Source organism: Pseudomonas sp. CFBP 13727 (assembly GCF_014841915.1).
GTDB classification, from domain to species: Bacteria; Pseudomonadota; Gammaproteobacteria; order Pseudomonadales; family Pseudomonadaceae; genus Aquipseudomonas; species Aquipseudomonas baltica.
The window spans coordinates 1,525,730-1,545,557 of record NZ_JACYUT010000001.1; the positions used below are offsets into that span (position 1 = coordinate 1,525,730).

Here is a 19,828-nt window from a genome sequence, read left to right on the forward strand (position 1 = left end):
CGAATCATCGGCCGCGAAAAACGCACCGCGGCGTGTCAGGCATGAGCGTTCCTAGCGCAGCTCGTATTCGTCAGCGTCCAGATGGGCCGGGAACCTGCCGCGGTAGGCGCGCAACGCTTCGGTACTTAGGCTTGCGTGGAAGACCCCGTCGGCCTCGCCAGCGCTCAGCAGATTCTCGCCCTGAAAGTCCAGCACCTGGCTGTCGCCTGTGTAGGCAAAGCCCTTGCCATCGGTGCCCACGCGGTTCACTGCGGCTACGTAACACAGGTTCTCGATTGCCCGGGCTGGCAGCAGGCGATTCCAGTGCATGCGTCGCGCGCCCGGCCAGTTGGCGGTGTACAGCAGCAGGTCAGTGCCTTGGGCATCGCGGCTCCACACTGGAAAACGCAGGTCGTAGCAGATCAACGGACGCACGCGCCAGCCCTTCACGGAAAACACCGCCTGGTGCTCCCCAGCACTGTAGTGCTCGTGCTCTGCAGCCATGCGAAACAGATGGCGCTTGTCGTAATGCAGCATCTGGCCGTCCGGGCACGCCCACAACAGGCGGTTGCGATAGCTGCCGTCTGCAGCCTGGACGATCACGCTGCCGGTCACTACCGCGTCGAGCTTGTCGGCCCACGCCAACAGCCAGCCGTGAGTCACCCCATTCTCCGGCTCGCACTGGCTTTCGGACTCCATCGAGAACCCTGTGGTGAACATCTCCGGCAGGACCACCAGATCTGCACCCCGCGCGTGCTCGAGCAAGGCATCGAAGTGCTCGAGATTGGCTTCGCGGTCGTGCCAGGCCAGCTGGGTCTGCACCAATGCGAGCTTGAGTTCCGGGGCATGCTCGACAACAGTCGCTTCACTCATATTCGGCATAATGTGCTCGCTGCCTCGCGCAGCGTCTCCTCACGTTTGGCGAAACACAACCGGATCAGGCGCTGATCCGCTACCGGGGTGCAATAGAACACCGACACCGGAATGCTCGCTACCCCATGCTCGCGCGTCAACCACAGCGCCATGTCGACATCGCTCAAGTCGGGCCGGATCGCCGAATAGTCGACCAGTTGGAAGTAGGTACCGGGCGTGGGTGTCAACGTGAAGCGGGAATCCGCCAGCAGGTCGCAGAGCAGATCACGCTTGCCTTGATAGAACGCCGGCAGCTCATCCACATGTCCAGGGTGTGCGGCCATGTAGTCGGCCAACGCGTACTGCAGCGGCGTGACCCCGCAGAAGCTGACGTACTGGTGCACCTTGCGCAGTTCCCGGCTCAGGGCCGGCGGTGCGATCACATAGCCGGTTTTCCAGCCCGTGACGTGGTAGGTCTTGCCGAACGAGCTGACCACGAACGCGCGCTCATACAAGCGTTCATGAGCGAGCACGCTGGCGTGAGCGACGCCGTCGAACACCAGATGCTCATAGACCTCGTCGCTGAGTATGTAGATGTCGCGGTCGGCGATCAGTGCCGCCAATCGGTCCAGTTCCGCGGCACTGATCAAGGCACCGCTGGGATTATGCGGCGTGTTGATGATGATCATGCGTGTGCGCGCGGTAATGGCATCGCTCAACCGCTGCCAGTCGATCGTGAAGTTCTCGGCATCCAGCTGCACGTGCACGCAGGTGCCGCCAGCCAGCTCGACCGAGGGTTCGTAGCTGTCGTAGCAGGGATCGAACACGATGACTTCATCGCCGTGGCGAATGACCGCCTGGATCGCGCAGAAAATTGCCTGGGTGGCGCCCGGTGTGATGGTGATCTCGGTTTCGGCGCTCACAGTGCGCCGGTACAGACGCTCGACCTTGGTCGCCACCTGTTCGCGCAGGGCCGGTAGGCCGGTCATGGGCGAGTATTGGTTGTGGCCTGCCAGCACATGTCGACCGACCGCCTCGAGCAAGGCAGGCGGACCGTCGAAATCCGGGAAACCCTGGGACAGGTTCAAGGCGCCGGTTTGTGCGGCAAGTTGCGACATGGTGGTGAAGATGGTGGTGCCGACATTCGGCAGCTTGCTGCTGATCATGAGCTGCTCCCTGGAAAACCGTTCTCCAGTGTAGCAGGCAGACCGCATCCACCGCTGACGCGGCTTGCGCCGCTGCTACGGGGGGCGTGGTGTGTCTGATGGACCGCATCCACCGCCGACGCGGCTTGCGCCGCTGCTACGGGTTGCACATTTCCCTGTAGCAGCGGCGCGAGCCGCGTCCGGCGTCACCACGGTGTATCAACGCTTGTCGCGGCGCTTCTTGTCGGCCTTCTTGTGGTGCGACATCAGGCGGCGCTTCTTGTTGACCTGGCGATCGGTGAGGGTGTTCTTGTTGCCCTCGTACGGGTTCTCGCCACCCTTGAACTCGATACGGATCGGCGTACCGACCAGCTTGAGCACCCGGCGATAGGTGTTTTCCAGATAGCGCACATACGACTTGGGTACCCGCTCCACCTGGTTGCCGTGGATCACGATCAACGGCGGGTTGGCACCACCCAAGTGCGCGTAACGCAACTTGATGCGGCGGCTGTTGACCATCGGCGGCTGGTGCTCTTGCACCGCATCCTCGAGGATCTGCGTCAGGCGGCTGGTGGGCCAACGCGTGATCGCCGATTTGAACGATGCTTGCACCGATGCATACAGGTTACCCACGCCGGTGCCGTGCAGCGCCGAAATGAAGTGGATGTCGGCAAAGTCGACGAAGAACAACCGCCGCTCCAGCTCGACCTTCACATAGTCGCGCTCGCTGGGCTGCATGCCATCCCACTTGTTCAGCGCGATGACGATGGCACGACCGGTTTCCAGGGCGAAGCCCAGCAGGTTCAAGTCGTGGTCGACCACACCTTCGCGCGCGTCCATGACGAAGATCACCACGTTGGCGTCCTTGATCGCCTGCAGCGTCTTGACCACCGAGAACTTTTCGACTTCCTCGTGGATCTTGCCGCGCTTGCGCACACCGGCCGTGTCGATCAGCGTGTATTTCTCTTCGTTGCGCTCGAAGGGAATGTAGATGCTGTCCCGGGTAGTGCCCGGCTGGTCATAGACGATGACCCGGTCTTCACCGAGCATGCGGTTGACCAGGGTCGACTTGCCGACGTTGGGCCGACCGATGATGGCGATCTTGATGCCATCCTTCTCGCTCGGGCCCGGGATACGCACGGCCTCCTCGCCTTCGGCCACATCGGCTTCAAGGTCGACTTCGTCATCGTCGCGCGGAAACTCGCCCAAGGCGGCTTCGAGCAACGTGTTGAGGCCGCGGCCCTGGGCACCGGCCACGGGAATCGCGTCGCCCATGCCCAACGGGGCAAATTCGGCCTTGGCCATTTCCGGGTCGACGTTGTCGACCTTGTTGGCCACCAGCAGCGAGCGCTTGTTACGCTTGCGCAGGTGTTCGGCAATCATCTGGTCCGCGGCGGTGAAACCGGCGCGCGCGTCGACCAGGAACATCACGACATCGGCTTCTTCGATGGCCAGCAGCGACTGCTCGGCCATCTTTTCGTCCATGCCGTGCTCGTCACCGGAAATACCACCGGTGTCGACCAGAATGTAGGAACGCCCTTGCCAGCGCGCCTCACCGTATTGGCGATCACGGGTAAGACCAGACAGGTCGCCGACAATGGCGTCACGGCTCTTGGTCAGGCGGTTGAACATGGTGGATTTACCGACGTTGGGTCGGCCCACCAGGGCGATTACGGGAACCATGCGGCTCTCCACTGCGTTGATTCAGAAAATACAAAGGCCGCTGCAGGCAGCGGCCGGAGTTCGAGGCGCTTCAAAGGAAGCGGCTTGCCGACACCCGCGGGTGTCAGCAAGCATAGTCAATCACTGCTTGACGGTCAGGGCTTCCAGCTTGCCACTGTTGCCGAAAATATAAAGCATGTCACCGACGACCAGCGGGCGAGCCCGCACGCCATCGCTGTCGACCCGGGTGCGGCTGACGAAACGACCGTCTACCTGGCTCAACAGATGGACATAACCTTCCAGGTCGCCCACTGCGATGTAGCTGGAGAACACTTCGGGCGCCGACAACTGACGACGGGCCAGCTGGTCGTTGCTCCACAGGGCGGTGGTGGAACGCTCGTCGACGCCCTCCACGGTTCCCGAGGCCAGGCTGGTGTAGACGTTGCCGAATCCCTGCGCGACACCTGCGTAGCTGGATGCATCGCGCTGCCACAGCACGCGCCCGCTTTCCAGGTCCAGGCCGGCCATGCGGCCCTGATAGGTGGTCACATACAACGTGCCACCGGACAGCAGCAGGCCGCCGTCGATATCGACCACCCGATCCAGCTCGGAGCGGCCCTGGGGCACGGCAACCCGCGCTTCCCAGACCGGCACGCCGTTGGAAACGTCCAACGCCACGACCTTGCCGGTCGACAGCCCGGCAATCGCCAGCTGGTTGGTCACCAGCGGCGCGCCCGTACCGCGCAGGGTCAGCACCGCCGGGGTGCTGTCGTACAGCCAGCGCTGGTCGCCAGTGCTGGCATCCAGGCCGATCAGGCGATCATCCTGGGTCTGCACTACAACGACGTTGCCATTGTTGGCCGGTGGCGCCAGCACTTCACTGTTCACCCGCGCCTTCCAGCGCTGTTCGCCGGTATCGGCGTCCAGAGCGATCACATCACCACGCAGAGTCCCCAGGGTCACCATGCCGTAGCTCACACCGACGGCACCGGAAACCGGCTGGTCCAGATCCTTCTTCCACAACACGTCACCGGTCATGCGGTTCATCGCGACCACTTCACCGGTTACATCGGCGGCGTAGATACGGTCGTTCTCGACGGCCGGCACGAGCATGTTGTAGGTCTTGCCCTGGCCATCGCCGATACCGCGGCTCCAGACCTTCTGCAAGGACACTTCTTCCTTGAAGTCGGTCAGCTCGGCCGGTGGCAGTTCCTTCTTGCTGTTGCTGCTGCAACCCACGGCCATCAAGGCCAGGGCCAGCAATGCTGCATGTTTCCAACGGATCACGTCACGCATCCCCTTTGGCCAGGTCGTCGAGCTTGATTTGAAGGCCACCCACCGCCGCTTCATCGGACAGCGCAGCCTTGGCTTTTTGATACGCGGCATAGGCGTCGTCGCTGCGGCCCAGTTGCACCAGCAGGTCGCCCTTGAGCTCTTCGCGGGCCGCCAGGAAGGCTTTGTCGGTGTCGCCGTCGAGCAGCTTCAAGGCGTCTTCGGCCTTGTTCTGCGCGGCCATGACCTGTGCCAGGCGCTGACGCGCAACCTCACCCAAGGTGGTGTCGGCTGGCTTGTCGACCACCGTCTTGAGCTCGGCTGCAGCGTCATCGAGCTTGCCGGCATCGACGGCAGCCTTGGCCAGGAACAGGCTGGCGTACTGCGCGTAGGCAGTACCGCCGAACTCGTTCTTGAGCTTGCCGGCCAGATCCGCCACCTGGGCGGTATCGGGCTTGCCGGTCGGGGTCAGGCTGGCTTCCAGCAACTGCTGGTACAGGTTGGAAGCGCTCTGCGACTGGTTGCTCTGGTATCGGGTCCAGGCTTGCCAGCCGAACACGATGACCAGGGCCAGCAGGCCACCGGTCACCAAGGGCTTGCCGTTACGCTGCCACCAGTCCTTGAGTTCGCCCATTTGTTCGTCTTCGGTACTCGACACCCCAATGCTCCTATTCGCGCAAATGCTTGATGCTTGCTTGATTCAGCCCTGCACAACGCAGGTCGCCAGATGGTCGGCCAATGCCGACCAGGCAATGTTCTGTTGTTCGCCCTGGCCGCGCAGGGGTTTGAAACCTACCACTTGTTGGGCCAGTTCGTCGTCCCCCAGGATCAAGGCATGCAACGCACCGCTCTTGTCGGCTTTCTTGAACTGACTCTTGAAGCTGCCGGCACCGGCATTGACCATCAAGCGCAGCCCAGGCACTTCGTCGCGCAGCCGCTCGGCCAGGGTCAGACCTGCCAGCTCGGCCTGCTCGCCAAATGCACACAGATACACATCGACCTGTCGGGAAATCGACTCGGGCACCTGCTCCAGGGTTTCGAGCAGCAGGATCAGGCGCTCGATGCCCATGGCAAAGCCCACGCCCGGTGTCGGCTTGCCGCCCATCTGTTCGACCAGGCCATCATAGCGGCCACCGGCACACACGGTGCCCTGGGCGCCCAGCTTGTCGGTGACCCATTCGAAGACGGTCTTGCTGTAGTAGTCCAGGCCACGCACCAGCTTGGGGTTGATCACGTAGGGAATGCCGGCGGCGTCCAGACGCGCCTTCAGACCTTCGAAATGCACGCGCGACTCGTCGTCGAGATAATCGGCCAGCTTCGGTGCGTTGACCAGCACCGCCTGGGTTTCCGGGTGCTTGGTATCGAGCACGCGCAGCGGGTTGGTCTTCAGACGGCGCTGACTGTCTTCGTCGATCTGGTCCAGGTGCGCGGTGAGAAACTCCACCAGCGCCTCGCGATAGCGACCGCGGGCTTCGCTGGTGCCCAGGCTGTTGAGTTCAAGGGTGACCGCGTCACGGATCCCCAGCAGCTTCCACAGCCGCCAGGTCAGCACGATCAGCTCGGCATCGATGTCAGGGCCGTCGAGGTTGAACACCTCCAGGCCAATCTGGTGAAACTGGCGATAGCGCCCTTTCTGCGGCCGCTCATGACGAAACATCGGCCCCATGTACCAGAGCTTCTGCACCTGGCCACCGCCGCTCAAGCCATGTTCGAGCACTGCGCGAACACAGGCTGCAGTGCCTTCGGGGCGCAGCGTGAGGGAATCGCCGTTGCGATCCTCGAAGGTGTACATCTCTTTCTCGACGATATCGGTGACTTCGCCGATGGAGCGCTTGAACAGGTCGGTGAACTCGACGATGGGCATGCGGATCTGGCGGTAGCCGTAGCCGTCCAGCAAACCGGCCACGGTGCCTTCGAAGTAGCGCCACAGCGGCGTCTGCTCGGGCAGGATGTCGTTCATGCCACGAATGGCTTGCAGAGTCTTGCTCACAAAATATCCTTAGAAATCCCGGTTAGCCGCGAATGATCAACGCCGCGTCGGCTTCGACCTTTTCGGCTGCCTTCTGCCGGATCAGCCTTTCGAGCTCATCCACCAGATTGTCGTTGGTCAGTTTCTGTGACGGCTTGCCGTCGATGTAGATCAGGTTTGGCGTACCGCCAGTCAGACCGACATGGGCCTCCTTGGCCTCGCCCGGTCCGTTGACCACGCAACCGATGACCGCGACGTCCAGCGGCACCAGCAGGTCTTCGAGACGCCCTTCCAGTTCGTTCATGGTCTTGACCACGTCGAAGTTCTGTCGCGAACAGCTGGGGCAGGCAATGAAGTTGATGCCACGCGAACGCAGGCGCAACGACTTCAGGATGTCGTAACCAACCTTGACCTCCTCCACCGGATCGGCTGCCAGCGAAATGCGAATGGTGTCGCCGATACCGTCCGCCAGCAGCATGCCCAGACCGACCGCCGACTTGACCGTGCCGGAGCGCAGGCCACCGGCCTCGGTGATGCCCAGGTGCAAGGGCTGGATGATCTGCTTGGCGAGCAGGCGATAGGCATCGACGGCCATGAACACGTCGGACGCTTTCACGCTGACCTTGAAATCGTGGAAGTCCAGGCGCACCAGATGCTCGACGTGACGCAGCGCCGAGTCGACCAGCGCTTCGGGCGTCGGCTCGCCGTACTTCTTCTGCAGATCCTTTTCCAGCGAGCCTGCGTTGACACCGATACGGATCGGGATGCCGCGGTCGCGAGCGGCATCGACCACGGCGCGCACGCGGTCTTCGCGACCGATGTTGCCGGGGTTGATGCGCAGGCAGTCCACGCCCAGTTCGGCCACACGCAAGGCGATCTTGTAGTCGAAGTGGATGTCTGCCACCAGCGGCACGCTGACGCGCTGCTTGATGCGACCGAACGCCTCGGCGGCGTCCATGTCGGGCACCGACACGCGCACGATGTCGGCACCGGCATCGACCAGACGCTGGATCTGCCCCACGGTGGCATCGACGTCATTGGTATCGGTATTGGTCATGCTTTGCACGGCAATGGGCGCATCGCCCCCCACCGGTACCGAGCCAACCCATATTTTGCGCGATTCGCGGCGCTTGATCGGAGATTCACCGTGCATGTTATTGCCCCAGCTTCATGCGAGCAGTATTGCCCTTGGTAAAGGGCGCGACATCCACCGCTTGACCGTTGTAAGTCACCTGGGCGGCATTGGCCACGCCCAGGCGTATGGCGAACGGCGGCTTGCCGCCGACCTGAAGATTCTCGCCGGAACGCTTGAGACCGCTGTACAGGACCTTGCCGGTGGCATCACTGACCTGAGTCCAGCAATCGGCGACGAAATTGATCCCGACCTGGCCTTGCCCGGCCACTGGAGCTTCAATGGGCGCAGGGACGGCAGCCGGTTCGGCAGCACTGCTAGTCGGGGCGCTGCTCGGGCTCGGCGCGGCAACGATCGCTGGTGTCTGCGCCGCAACCGGCGGCTGCGCCGCGGTGGCGGCAGGCGTACCGGTGGTGGCCGGGTCGACCGGGGCCTGGCCCTGGTTCAGGCTCAAGGCCGTCGGCTCGCCCTCGCGCGCAGCCACGACCGCCTGGTCTTCAGGCTCGTCGAGCGGATGGATCTGGGTGGTGCCATCGGCGCTTTCGACTTCGACGTGCTCCAGCGCGACGTTGGTCGCATCGGTGCCCCGCGCGGTGGTCTTGTCCTGCCACCAGAGGAAACCGCCACCCACCAGCGCCAGTACCAGCATCAGGCTGACGATGCGCAGCAGGTTGTGGGCCAGGCGCGATGGTTCTTCGATGCGACCCAGGCCATGCACGTTGCTGCCCTGTGCATTGGTGCCCGTGTACTGGTCGAACGCCTGCACCAGCACCGCCTGATCCAGGCCCAGCAACTTGGCATAGGCGCGGATGTAGCCACGGGAAAAGGTGTGCCCGGGCAGCTTGTCGAACGCGCCCGCTTCCAGGTTGGCCAGCGAGGTGGGCGTGAGATTGAGCCGGGCGGCCACCTCAGGCAACGACCACTCTTTGCTTTCGCGGGCCTGACGCAAGGTATCGCCGGGGTTTACACGAGAGCCTGCTGCTACTTCGGGATGCGCCGCTTTCATCTTTGCTCCGACAGGTATTGCTGATATTCCGGCGTACCGGGATAAAGCCGTTTGAGTTGCAGGCCATAACTGGCGGCCTTGTTCTTGTCTTCGTAGACTTTCGCCAGACGCGTGCCAAGCAGCAGGCTGCGCGCGGTGTGCTCGCTCAACTGGGTGAACCGGTCGAAATACTCCTTGGCCGGCACATAATGCATGTCCTGGTATGACATCTCGGCCATTTCCAGCAATGCACGGGGCTGCTGCCGGTTGAGCCGCAGGGCCTTCTCCAGGTTCTGCTGTGCCACCTCGCGCTGCCCAAGGGCCACGGCGGTCATGCCCAGGTTCTCGAAGACCCGTGAACGCTCCGGGTAAAGCGTATCGGCGGCGGCCTTCTCGAACAGTTCATAGGCTTCCTTGTAGCGTTTCTGCTCGTACAGGAAACTGCCGTAGTTGTTCAGGATACGGGCATCGCTGCGAGCGTTCAAAGCCTTGCGAAAATGCTGCTCGGCGAGCTCCGGTTCCATCTCCGCCTGGAACACCAAGGCCAGTGCGGCATTGGCGTCGGCGTCGGAGCTGTTCAGCTCCAGGGCCTTCTTCAAGGGAATCTTCGCCCGTTCGGTACTGCCTTCCTGCAGGTAGCCCAGGCCCAGTTGCACATAGGCCTGACGTGCCTCGTCCCGCCCCTTGCTGGTGTCCATCGGGTTGACCTTGCCCGTGGTGACGCAGCCGGTCAGCAAGGCGAATACGATCAGCAGCGCAGCGCGCAGGGTCATGGGGTTCCTCTCGTTCAGTTCCGATTCGCGGCAGTTTGCGGCATATCGGCCTCAGCGCCTAATTGGCGTACGGCGATGTAGCGTTCACTGCGGCGCGTGCGGTCCATGACCTGACCCACCAGCTGGCCACAGGCCGCGTCGATGTCCTCGCCGCGGGTGGTGCGTACGGTGACGTTGAAGCCAGCCTGATGCAGGTGATCCTGGAAACGACGGATCGCATTGTTGCTCGGGCGCTCGTAGCCGGAATGCGGGAACGGGTTGAACGGAATGAGGTTGACCTTGCAGGGCACGTTCTTGAGCAACTCGACCATTTCCACAGCATGCTCGAGCTGGTCGTTGACGTCCTTGAGCAGGGTGTACTCGATAGTCAGCACGCGCTTCTCGCCCAGCTGCGACATGTAGCGCTGGCACGACTCGAGCAGCATCTTGAGCGGGTACTTCTTGTTGATCGGCACCAACTGGTTGCGCAACGCGTCGTTGGGCGCGTGCAGCGACAGGGCCAGGGAGACGTCGATGTGATCGGCGAGCACGTCGATCATGGGCACGACACCCGAGGTCGACAGGGTGACCCGGCGTTTGGAGATGCCATAGCCCAGGTCATCCATCATCAGGCGCATGGCCGCGATGACGTTGTCGAAGTTCAGCAGCGGCTCGCCCATGCCCATCATCACCACGTTGGTGATGGCACGGTCGACGGTCGCCGGGACGCTGCCGAAGGATTTGTTGGCAATCCACACCTGGCCAATGACTTCGGCGGCGGTGAGGTTGCTGTTGAAGCCTTGTTTGCCGGTGGAGCAGAAACTGCAATCCAGCGCACAGCCCGCCTGGGACGACACACACAAGGTGCCACGCTTGCCCTGGGGGATGTACACGGTCTCGACGCAGCTGCCGGACGCCACGCGCACCACCCACTTGCGGGTGCCGTCGGTGGAGATGTCCTCGCTGACCACTTCGGGGCCGCGGATCTCGGCACAGGCCTTGAGCTTTTCGCGCAGGGCCTTGCCGACGTTGGTCATGGCATCGAAATCGTCCACGCCAAAATGGTGAATCCACTTCATGACCTGACCGGCACGAAAGCGCTTCTCCCCGATCGAGTCGAAGAACTGTTCCATTTCCGGTTGAGTCAGACCCAACAGGTTCGTCTTGCCAGTCATATCAGTCATGGGTTCACCTTCACTCGTTGGCCGTGGCTTAGCGAGTGGTTACTTCGGTAGTAGCGAAGAAGTATGCGATTTCGCGGGCAGCAGCAGCTTCGGAGTCCGAACCGTGGACGGCGTTGGCGTCGATGGATTCGGCGAAGTCGGCACGGATGGTACCGGCAGCAGCTTCTTTAGGGTTGGTAGCACCCATCAGTTCGCGGTTCAGAGCGATGGCGTTTTCACCTTCCAGAACCTGGACGACGACCGGGCCGGAAGTCATGAAGGCAACCAGCTCACCGAAGAAGCCACGAGCGCTGTGTTCGGCGTAGAAGCCTTCGGCTTCGGCTTTGGACAGTTGCTTGAGTTTCGAGGCAACGACGTGCAGGCCGGCTTTTTCGAAACGAGTGGTGATCTCGCCGATGACGTTCTTGGCGACAGCGTCGGGCTTGATGATGGAGAAAGTACGTTGAACAGCCATGTGAAACTCCAGAAACAGTGATTGAAGCGAAAAATTAAACCCGCGAATTATACGCGGGTTCCGGGGTATTGCCTAACCTGCAAATCGATCAGTCCTTTTCGGCAGCCCAGAGGGTCTGCACCGCCTCGAGCACCTTCTCGCCGACGCGACCGGAGGCGTCGTCGAAATCGGGCAGCGCCTTGATCATCTGCTGCAGGCGGGTGAAGCCGATCGAATACGGATCGAGTTCCGGATGCCGTTCTTCCAGCTCCTCGGCGATCCGCTGTACATCATTCCAACCATAGCTCATGACGATTCCTCGGTCAGTGCGGCGCTTCGGCGGCGTGATTGAGCGAGTACTTGGGAATCTCGACGGTGATGTCCTGGGTGCCGACCTTGGCCTGGCAGCTCAGGCGCGACGTCGGCTCAAGGCCCCAGGCGCGATCGAGGAAATCCTCTTCCAGCTCGTCGGCCTCTTCCAGCGTGTCGAAACCGGCACGGATCACGCAATGGCAGGTGGTGCAGGCGCACACGCCGCCACAGGCACTCTCGATCTCGATGTGATGATCGTGGGCAACGTCGAGCAGCGACCGGCCAGTTTCAGCTTCGACCACCATGCCGTCCGGGCAATGCTCGGCGTGGGGCAGAAAAGTCACCTTCGGCATCAGTTATTCCTCAATTTCATTCAGGTTGCGCCCTGACAGGGCGTCTTTCACGGCATTGTTCATACGACGCGCGGCGAAGGCATCGGTCACCTGCGACAGCAGCTTGGTCTGCTGTTCGATGGCCGGACCGTCGTCGCCCTTCACCCGCGCGCGCAACTCGTCCATCTGCAGGCCGATCACCATGCGCTCTTCGTCGTCGAGCAGACGCTCGCCATCGGCGTCCAGCGCGGCCTGTACCGCTTCGAGCAGACGCTCGCCGTCGACCTGGTGCTCGCGCAGCTGGCGAGCAACCTTGTCGTCACCGGCATACTGGAAGGAATCGGTGAGCATCCTGGCGACCTCGCCGTCGGTCAGGCCATAGGAGGGCTTGACCTGAATGCTCGCTTCCACGCCAGAGCCCAGCTCGCGCGCGGACACACTGAGCAGGCCATCGGCATCGACCTGAAAGGTCACGCGGATCTTCGCCGCGCCGGCCACCATGGCAGGAATGCCACGCAGCTCGAAACGGGCCAGCGACCGGCAGTCGCTGATCAGCTCGCGCTCACCCTGCAGAACGTGCACGAGCAAGGCCGACTGGCCGTCCTTGTAGGTGGTGAAATCCTGGGCACGCGCAACGGGAATGGTGGTGTTGCGCGGAATCACCTTCTCCATCAGCCCGCCCATGGTTTCCAACCCCAGGGACAGCGGGATGACGTCCAGCAGCAACAGCTCGCCGCCGTCGCGCTTGTTGCCGGCCAGGGTATCGGCCTGGATGGCCGCACCGATGGCCACCACCTGATCGGGGTCGATGTCGGTCAACGGCTGGCGCCCGAACAGCTCGCCTACCGCTTCACGTACCCGCGGCACGCGGGTAGAGCCACCGACCATGACCACGGCAAGGATCTCGTCGATCTCGATGCTGGCGTCACGCACGGCACGTCGGCAGGCCTTGAGGCTGCGCGCGATCATGGGTTCGATCAGCGCCTGGAAGGCGTCGCGCGTGAGCTCCGCACTCCAGGTGCCGTATTCGATGGTGGCGCTGTACGACTGGCTCAGAGCTTCCTTGGCAGCGCACGCCGCCTGCAGCAGCTGGCGCTGGGCACCGGGGTCGAGGTTGGCGGATACGCCCGCCTGCTCGACGATCCAGCCTGCGATGGCATGATCGAAATCGTCGCCACCCAGTGCACTGTCGCCGCCGGTAGCCAGCACTTCGAAGACCCCGCCGGTCAGGCGCAGGATGGAGATATCGAAAGTGCCACCGCCCAGGTCGTAGATCGCCACCAGCCCTTCGGCGTGCTGATCCAGGCCATAGGCGACGGCAGCGGCCGTCGGCTCGTTGAGCAGGCGCAGCACGTTCAGCCCGGCCAGGCGCGCGGCGTCCTTGGTGGCTTGACGCTGGGCGTCATCGAAATAGGCGGGAACGGTGATCACCGCCCCGACCAGGTCGCCGCCCAAGACGTCTTCGGCGCGCTGGCGCAGGGCCTTGAGAATATCGGCAGACACTTCCACCGGGCTTTTCGGCCCTTGGACGGTCTGGATGAATGGCATGTGCGACTCGCCACCGACGAAGCGGTAGGGCAATTGCTCGCCCAGCTGCTTGACGTCGGCCAGGCCACGGCCCATCAGGCGTTTGACCGAGAGCACGGTGTTGAAAGGGTCGCTGGCGGCGGCAGCCTTGGCAGCCGCTCCGACCTCGACACGATCGGCGTGATAGCGAACGGCAGACGGCAGGATGACCTGCCCGTCTGCGTCTGCCAGGGGTTCGGATAGACCGCTGCGCAGCGCAGCGACCAGCGAATTGGTAGTGCCCAGGTCGATCCCCACGGCCAGACGACGCTGGTGTGGTTGAGGACTCTGGCCAGGTTCGGCGATCTGCAGTAGGGCCATGCTTATCAGGTCAGGAATTCAGGCGTGCGGCCGTAGCGACACTGGGTTAATCGTCGAGGCGCTCTTCGAGCTGGCGCACTTCATAGGAAAGCTTGTCGAGAAACTGCATGCGCCGCATCAGGCGTTCGGCCTGTTCGCGTTGCGCCGCGTCATTCCAACAGGCAGCGAAGCTGTCTTCGAGTTCAGCCTGCGCGGCCTTGACCCGCCGCTTGAAGGCGGCCACACCGGGCAAGTCGGCGCTGTCCTGCAGGTCTTCGAGCTCTTCGCGCCACTGCATCTGCTGCAGAAGAAAGTCGGGGTCATGGACCGTGACTTCCTGCGGTACTTCCCGCCCACCGATGGACAGCAGGTAACGCGCACGCTTGGGCGCAGCCTTCAGGGTCTGGTAGGCGTCGTTCAAACCCGCGGACTTTTCCAGCGCCTGGCGTTGCTCGCGCTCGGAAGCGTCGGCAAAGCGATCGGGGTGGACTTCACGGGCCAACTCGCGGTAGCGGGTAGCCAGCTGGTCGAGATCCAGGCGAAAGCCGGGCTTGAGGTCGAACAGGGCGAAATGACAAGGAGTACCCACGGTCAGCCTCAGATATTGAAGCTTTCGCCGCAGCCACATTCGCCGCGTACGTTGGGGTTGTTGAACTTGAAGCCTTCGTTCAACCCTTCCTTGACGAAATCGAGCTCGGTACCGTCCAGGTAGACCAGGCTCTTGGGATCGATGATCACCTTGACGCCATGGTTCTCGAAGACCTTGTCTTCGCTGCCGGCTTCATCGACGAACTCCAGCACGTAGGCCAACCCCGAGCAACCGGTGGTGCGTACGCCCAAACGAATGCCGTCACCCTTGCCACGCCCTGCCAGGGAGCGGCGAACGTGGTTGGCGGCGGCTTCTGTCATGCTGATGGCCATCGTGACTCCTTACCTGCAAACGGTTGCGCGCGAGCGGTCACCCGCACCGCGCTGTATCGAACCTGCGACTGTGTCCAGCTTCGCTCTGACTCAGAGCAGACCTTTCTTCTGCTTGTAGTCGCGTACGGCCGCCTTGATGGCGTCCTCGGCGAGCACCGAGCAGTGGATCTTCACCGGCGGCAACGCCAGTTCTTCGGCCAGCTGGGTGTTCTTGATGGTTTCGGCTTCGTCCAGGGTCTTGCCCTTCATCCACTCGGTGGCGAGGGAGCTGGAAGCGATGGCCGAACCGCAGCCGTAGGTCTTGAACTTGGCATCTTCGATGATGCCCTGCTCGTTGACGCGGATCTGCAGACGCATCACATCGCCGCACGCCGGAGCGCCGACCATGCCAGTGCCGACATCGGCATCTTCGGCGTCCATCTTGCCCACGTTACGTGGGTTTTCGTAGTGGTCGATGACCTTTTCACTGTAAGCCATGATATTGATCCTTACTGAAACTCATCAGGTAAGCCGCTCTTGCCGGCAGCTACTTAGTGCGCCGCCCACTCGATCTTCGAGATATCGACACCGTCTTTGTACATGTCCCACAGCGGCGACAACGCGCGCAGCTTGGTGACGGCCTCGCAGACTTTCTGCGCGGCGTAATCGACTTCTTCCTCGGTGGTGAAGCGACCGAAGGTGAAACGAATGGAGCTGTGCGCCAGCTCGTCGTTGCGGCCCAGGGCGCGCAGCACGTACGAGGGCTCGAGCGAGGCCGAGGTGCACGCGGAACCGGAAGACACTGCCAGGTCCTTGAGGGCCATGATCAGCGACTCGCCTTCGACATAGTTGAAGGACAGGTTCAGGTTGTGCGGTACGCGGGCAGTCAGGCTGCCGTTGACGTACAGCTCTTCCAGGTTTTCGACCTGCTGGTAGAACCGGTCGCTGAGGGCCTTGATGCGTGCGTTCTCGTCCGCCATGGTTTCCTTGGCGATACGGAAGGCTTCGCCCATGCCGACGATCTGGTGCGTGGCCAGGGTGCCCGAACGCATGCCGCGCTCGTGACCACCGCCGTGCATGGCAGCTTCCAGACGAACTCGCGGCTTGCGGCTGACGTACAGCGCGCCGATACCTTTGGGGCCATAGGTCTTGTGCGCCGAGAACGACATCAGGTCGACCTTGAGCGCGGCCAGGTCGATGTCGACCTTGCCGGTGGACTGCGCAGCATCGACATGGAACAGCACGCCGCGCGAACGGGTCAGTTCGCCGATGGCCGCGATGTCGTTGATCACGCCGATCTCGTTGTTCACGTGGATGACCGAAACCAGGATGGTGTCGTCGCGCATCACCGCTTCGATCATGGCCGGGGTGACCAGGCCATCGGTGCCGGGCTCCAGATAGGTGACGTCGAAGCCTTCACGCTCGAGCTGGCGGGTGGTATCCAGCACCGCCTTGTGCTCGATCTTGGTGGTGATGATGTGCTTGCCCTTGGTCTGGTAGAAGTGCGCCACACCTTTGATCGCGAGGTTGTCGGACTCGGTGGCACCGCTGGTCCAGACGATTTCGCGCGGGTCGGCACCGACCAGGTCGGCCACTTGGCGACGGGCGTTTTCGACGGCTTCTTCGGCCTTCCAGCCGAACACGTGCGAACGGGAAGCCGGGTTACCGAAGTTCCCGTCCATCTGCAGGCATTCGATCATCTTCTGTGCAACGCGTGGATCCACTGGCGTGGTCGCGGAGTAATCGAGGTAAATCGGCAACTTCATTGGTATCTCCTATCAGGCGGCTAACCTGGCTTTCTCATTCGACGGCAGACGTTTCGATCTTGTCCAGGCGTTGCGTGCGGCCGTTGCTGTTGCAACGGCGCAGGTCCTGGCGCTGGGCGACTTCTTGCACTTCACGGCGAGTGACAAGGTCGGACAGACTGATGCCGCTCAAAAATTCATGGATCTGCTGGCTGAGGTCGCACCACAGGTGATGGGTCAGGCAGGTGTCTCCGGCGTGGCAATCACCCAGGCCCTGGCACTTGGTGGCGTCGACCGATTCGTTGACCGCGTCGATGACCTGTGCAACCTGGATGCCTTCCATTTCGCGGGAAAGCTGGTAACCACCGCCCGGGCCGCGCACGCTGGACACCAGGTTGCCCCGGCGCAGCTTGGCGAACAGTTGCTCCAGGTAGGACAGCGAAATGCCCTGGCGCTCGGAGATGTCGGCCAATGAGACCGGCCCACGCTGCGCGTGCAATGCCAGGTCAAGCATGGCAGTGACGGCGTATCGGCCTTTAGTTGTCAGTCGCATGGCTATTACCACGGGTTCTCGGAATAGGTTCGATCATCCTATTTCCGAGTAAATTTGTCAACTATAAGTCCTACTGAATTACTAGGACTTGAGTGCAAAAACGGCGGCGCAATGATAGCAGACTAATGATGCAGGAGGGAGCACCCGCTGCGCGCTATGCCCCGCGGGAGCGGCCATCGGCCGCGAAACGGGCGCCGCGGTGGATCTGATGGGTCAGGGGTTGGTCTTGCGCTCCGCGCCCTGCACGCATTCGAAATCCTCGTCACGCAGGGGCGGCAGGTCCTTGGCACGGTAGTCGCTGCCCAACTGGTTGAGCGCGCCGCACATGCCCTCGAGGCGCCCATCCACTGCATGCAGGTGATCGAGCAGTTGGCCGATGGCCCTGGCCACCGGGTCCGGCATATCTTCCCCACCGACACCGTAGGCATCGAAGCCGATCTTCTCGGCCATGGCCTTGCGCCGCGCATCGAGCTGGTCGTCGCTCTTGACGATGATCTTGCCCGGGATCCCCACCACGGTCGCGCCGGGTGGCACCTCCTTGGTCACCACCGCGTTGGAGCCGACCTTGGCCCCGGCGCCCACGGTGAACGGCCCGAGCACCTTGGCGCCCGCCCCTACCACCACGCCGTCGGCCAGGGTTGGATGGCGCTTGCCCTTGTTCCAGCTGGTACCGCCCAGGGTCACGCCCTGATAGATCGTCACATCGTCGCCGATCTCGGCCGTTTCGCCGATCACGATGCCCATGCCGTGGTCGATGAAAAACCGCCGGCCCACCGTGGCGCCCGGATGAATTTCGATCCCGGTCATCCAGCGACCGAAATTCGACACCACCCGCGCCAGCCATTTCAGATCTCGCTTCCACAAGGCATGGGCCGCCCGATGCAGCCAGATGGCGTGCATGCCGGGGTAGCAGGTCAATACCTCGAACGCATTGCGCGCAGCCGGATCGCGATGAAAAACACTCTGGATATCTTCCCGCAGACGTTCGAACATTTACTGATCCTTGCGCTTATGCGGCTCGCCCCGAGCGACCTTCTGGGTCTCGGTGAGAATGCCGCGCAAAATACTCATTTCCGACTTGTTCACGGCGCTGCGGCCAAACAGCCGACGCAGGCGCGCCATCAAATGCCGCGGTTTTTCCGGGTCGAGAAAGGCGATATCGACCAGCGTGTCCTGCAGATGGCCATAGAAGCGCTCCATCTCGTCGCTGGTCGCCAGCTCTTCGGCCTTCTCCATGGCAGCCGCCGGCCGCTTGCCCGCCAGCCAGGCCATGCGCACCTCATAGCCGAGCACCTGCACAGCAGCCGCCAGGTTCAGCGAGCTGAAATCGGGGTTGGACGGGATGTGCACATGGAAATGACAGCGTTGCAGCTCGTCGTTGGTCAAGCCCGCATGCTCGCGGCCGAACACCAGCGCGATCTGCTTGCCCTGCCCCGCTTCGTCGATGACTTTTTCGCCGCATTCACGGGGATCCACCAAGGGCCAGGGCAGGCTGCGGTCGCGGGCGCTGGTACCCAACACCACCGTGCAGCCCACCAGTGCCTCTTCCAGCGTGGCGACCACCTGGGCGTTTTCCAGCACGTCGCTGGCACCCGAGGCGCGCGCCTCGGCTTCGGGCGACGGAAAATCGCGGGGCTCGACCAGCACCAGCCGCGACAGGCCCATGTTCTTCATGGCGCGCGCCGCTCCACCGATGTTGCCGGGATGGCTGGTATTGACCAGGACGACTCGGATGTTATCCAGCACGGCTAGGGCTCTGTGTCGGGGAAAGGGCGGCAAATATTACAGAAGGCCTATAACTAAGGCTATGTCCCTCTTCTTGTCCACGACTTTTCTGCTAGAATGCGCGGCTTTCTTTAACGACCTAGGTGAAACGTCCATGCAGCCCATGCTGAATATCGCGCTGCGCGCCGCCCGCAGCGCCAGTGAATTGATCTTCCGCTCCATCGAGCGCCTGGATACCATCAAGGTCGACGAGAAAGATGCCAAGGACTACGTGTCCGAAGTCGATCGCGCCGCCGAACAGAAAATCATCGACGCCCTGCGCAAGGCCTATCCAACCCACGGCATCCGTGGCGAAGAAACCGGCTTCCACGCCGGCAGCGGCGAAGGCGAAGACTACCTGTGGATCATCGACCCACTGGACGGCACCACCAACTTCCTGCGCGGCGTCCCGCATTTCGCCGTCAGCATCGCCTGCAAATACCGCGGTCGCCTGGAGCACGCGGTGGTTCTGGACCCGGTGCGCCAGGAAGAATTCACCGCCAGCCGTGGCCGTGGCGCCCAACTCAACGGTCGCCGCCTGCGTGTCAGCGGTCGCACCAGCCTGGACGGCGCCTTGCTGGGCACCGGCTTTCCGTTCCGTGACAACCAGATGGACAACCTCGACAACTACCTGGGCATGTTCCGCAGCCTGGTGGGCCAGACCGCCGGCATCCGCCGCGCCGGCTCCGCCAGCCTGGATCTGGCCTACGTCGCCGCGGGCCGCTTCGACGCATTCTGGGAGTCGGGTCTGTCGGAATGGGACATGGCTGCGGGCGTGCTGCTGATTCAGGAAGCAGGCGGCCTGGTGAGCGATTTCACCGGCGGCCACAACTTCCTCGAAAACGGCCACATCGTGGCCGGCAACACCAAGTGCTTCAAGGCGGTGCTGACCGCCATCCAGCCGCACCTGCCGGCTTCGCTCAAGCGCTGAGCGCCGACGCGACAAGCGCCGCGACGAAAAAAGCACCCTGATGGGTGCTTTTTTCATGCC

Annotated in this window: 22 protein-coding genes; 1 reads left to right on the forward strand and 21 read right to left on the reverse strand. The window is 62.6% G+C overall.

Going from position 1 to position 19,828, the window contains the following annotated elements:
- Positions 1 to 51 precede the first annotated feature (51 nt).
- From IFT76_RS06795 to trmJ, 21 genes are all read right to left on the reverse strand, one after another.
- Positions 52 to 852 (reverse strand): amidohydrolase, encoded by an 801-nt coding sequence (locus IFT76_RS06795; protein ID WP_192053944.1) that lies wholly within the window; start codon positions 850 to 852, stop codon positions 52 to 54.
- Positions 849 to 1,997 (reverse strand): pyridoxal phosphate-dependent aminotransferase, encoded by a 1,149-nt coding sequence (locus tag IFT76_RS06800; protein ID WP_192057691.1) that lies wholly within the window; start codon positions 1,995 to 1,997, stop codon positions 849 to 851. Before IFT76_RS06800 ends, IFT76_RS06795 begins: the two co-directional genes overlap by 4 nt.
- A 198-nt stretch (positions 1,998 to 2,195) precedes the next feature.
- A complete protein-coding gene (gene der / locus IFT76_RS06805; protein ID WP_122479541.1) occupies positions 2,196 to 3,659 on the reverse strand; it encodes a ribosome biogenesis GTPase Der in 1,464 nt (487 codons plus the stop codon).
- Positions 3,660 to 3,779: 120 nt separating this feature from the next.
- Positions 3,780 to 4,934, reverse strand: a complete 1,155-nt coding sequence (gene bamB, locus IFT76_RS06810; RefSeq protein WP_197976848.1) for an outer membrane protein assembly factor BamB — start codon at positions 4,932 to 4,934, stop codon at positions 3,780 to 3,782.
- The gene (locus IFT76_RS06815) at positions 4,927 to 5,568 is read right to left on the reverse strand and encodes a tetratricopeptide repeat protein (RefSeq protein WP_122479543.1); all 642 of its coding nucleotides are present in this window, start codon (positions 5,566 to 5,568) and stop codon (positions 4,927 to 4,929) included. The genes bamB and IFT76_RS06815 overlap by 8 nt, the downstream gene beginning before the upstream one ends.
- A 42-nt stretch (positions 5,569 to 5,610) precedes the next feature.
- Entirely contained in the window at positions 5,611 to 6,900 is a 1,290-nt protein-coding gene (gene hisS / locus IFT76_RS06820) for a histidine--tRNA ligase (RefSeq protein WP_122479544.1), read from the reverse strand.
- 22 nt (positions 6,901 to 6,922) lie between these two features.
- Positions 6,923 to 8,032, reverse strand: a complete 1,110-nt coding sequence (gene ispG / locus IFT76_RS06825) for a flavodoxin-dependent (E)-4-hydroxy-3-methylbut-2-enyl-diphosphate synthase (RefSeq protein ID WP_192057692.1) — start codon at positions 8,030 to 8,032, stop codon at positions 6,923 to 6,925.
- A gap of 1 nt (position 8,033) precedes the next feature.
- Entirely contained in the window at positions 8,034 to 9,017 is a 984-nt protein-coding gene (locus IFT76_RS06830) for a RodZ domain-containing protein (RefSeq protein WP_192057693.1), read from the reverse strand.
- Positions 9,014 to 9,769 carry a type IV pilus biogenesis/stability protein PilW gene (gene pilW / locus IFT76_RS06835; protein ID WP_043186565.1) on the reverse strand — a complete coding sequence of 252 codons (756 nt, stop codon included), beginning with the start codon at positions 9,767 to 9,769 and terminating at the stop codon, positions 9,014 to 9,016. Before pilW ends, IFT76_RS06830 begins: the two co-directional genes overlap by 4 nt.
- Before the next feature lie 14 nt (positions 9,770 to 9,783).
- The gene (gene rlmN, locus IFT76_RS06840) at positions 9,784 to 10,932 is read right to left on the reverse strand and encodes a 23S rRNA (adenine(2503)-C(2))-methyltransferase RlmN (RefSeq protein WP_122479547.1); all 1,149 of its coding nucleotides are present in this window, start codon (positions 10,930 to 10,932) and stop codon (positions 9,784 to 9,786) included.
- A 28-nt stretch (positions 10,933 to 10,960) separates the two neighbouring features.
- Positions 10,961 to 11,386, reverse strand: coding sequence for a nucleoside-diphosphate kinase (gene ndk / locus IFT76_RS06845; protein ID WP_192057694.1), 426 nt, complete (start codon positions 11,384 to 11,386; stop codon positions 10,961 to 10,963).
- An 88-nt stretch (positions 11,387 to 11,474) separates the two neighbouring features.
- Positions 11,475 to 11,675, reverse strand: coding sequence for a Fe-S cluster assembly protein IscX (gene iscX / locus IFT76_RS06850; RefSeq protein ID WP_122479548.1), 201 nt, complete (start codon positions 11,673 to 11,675; stop codon positions 11,475 to 11,477).
- A 13-nt stretch (positions 11,676 to 11,688) separates the two neighbouring features.
- On the reverse strand, positions 11,689 to 12,030 hold the full coding sequence (gene fdx, locus IFT76_RS06855; RefSeq protein ID WP_122479549.1) for an ISC system 2Fe-2S type ferredoxin: 342 nt from the start codon (positions 12,028 to 12,030) through the stop codon (positions 11,689 to 11,691).
- 3 nt (positions 12,031 to 12,033) lie between these two features.
- Positions 12,034 to 13,896 (reverse strand): Fe-S protein assembly chaperone HscA, encoded by a 1,863-nt coding sequence (hscA, locus tag IFT76_RS06860; RefSeq protein WP_185794076.1) that lies wholly within the window; start codon positions 13,894 to 13,896, stop codon positions 12,034 to 12,036.
- A 46-nt stretch (positions 13,897 to 13,942) separates the two neighbouring features.
- Positions 13,943 to 14,464, reverse strand: a complete 522-nt coding sequence (gene hscB, locus IFT76_RS06865) for a co-chaperone HscB (protein WP_192057695.1) — start codon at positions 14,462 to 14,464, stop codon at positions 13,943 to 13,945.
- Between the two features lie 8 nt (positions 14,465 to 14,472).
- Positions 14,473 to 14,796 carry an iron-sulfur cluster assembly protein IscA gene (iscA, locus tag IFT76_RS06870; RefSeq protein ID WP_122479552.1) on the reverse strand — a complete coding sequence of 108 codons (324 nt, stop codon included), beginning with the start codon at positions 14,794 to 14,796 and terminating at the stop codon, positions 14,473 to 14,475.
- Positions 14,797 to 14,886: 90 nt separating this feature from the next.
- Complete coding sequence (iscU, locus tag IFT76_RS06875) at positions 14,887 to 15,273, reverse strand: Fe-S cluster assembly scaffold IscU (protein ID WP_043186545.1); 387 nt, start codon at positions 15,271 to 15,273, stop codon at positions 14,887 to 14,889.
- Positions 15,274 to 15,326: 53 nt separating this feature from the next.
- On the reverse strand, positions 15,327 to 16,541 hold the full coding sequence (locus IFT76_RS06880) for an IscS subfamily cysteine desulfurase (protein ID WP_122479553.1): 1,215 nt from the start codon (positions 16,539 to 16,541) through the stop codon (positions 15,327 to 15,329).
- Positions 16,542 to 16,575: 34 nt separating this feature from the next.
- Positions 16,576 to 17,073, reverse strand: a complete 498-nt coding sequence (gene iscR, locus IFT76_RS06885; RefSeq protein WP_122479554.1) for a Fe-S cluster assembly transcriptional regulator IscR — start codon at positions 17,071 to 17,073, stop codon at positions 16,576 to 16,578.
- 213 nt (positions 17,074 to 17,286) lie between these two features.
- On the reverse strand, positions 17,287 to 18,066 hold the full coding sequence (gene cysE / locus IFT76_RS06890) for a serine O-acetyltransferase (RefSeq protein ID WP_122713490.1): 780 nt from the start codon (positions 18,064 to 18,066) through the stop codon (positions 17,287 to 17,289).
- Entirely contained in the window at positions 18,067 to 18,819 is a 753-nt protein-coding gene (gene trmJ, locus IFT76_RS06895) for a tRNA (cytosine(32)/uridine(32)-2'-O)-methyltransferase TrmJ (protein ID WP_122479556.1), read from the reverse strand.
- Between the two features lie 133 nt (positions 18,820 to 18,952).
- Between trmJ and suhB the strand changes: the two genes are divergently transcribed.
- The gene (gene suhB, locus IFT76_RS06900; protein WP_122479557.1) at positions 18,953 to 19,768 is read left to right on the forward strand and encodes a type III secretion system regulator SuhB; all 816 of its coding nucleotides are present in this window, start codon (positions 18,953 to 18,955) and stop codon (positions 19,766 to 19,768) included.
- The last annotated feature ends 60 nt before the right edge of the window (positions 19,769 to 19,828 follow it).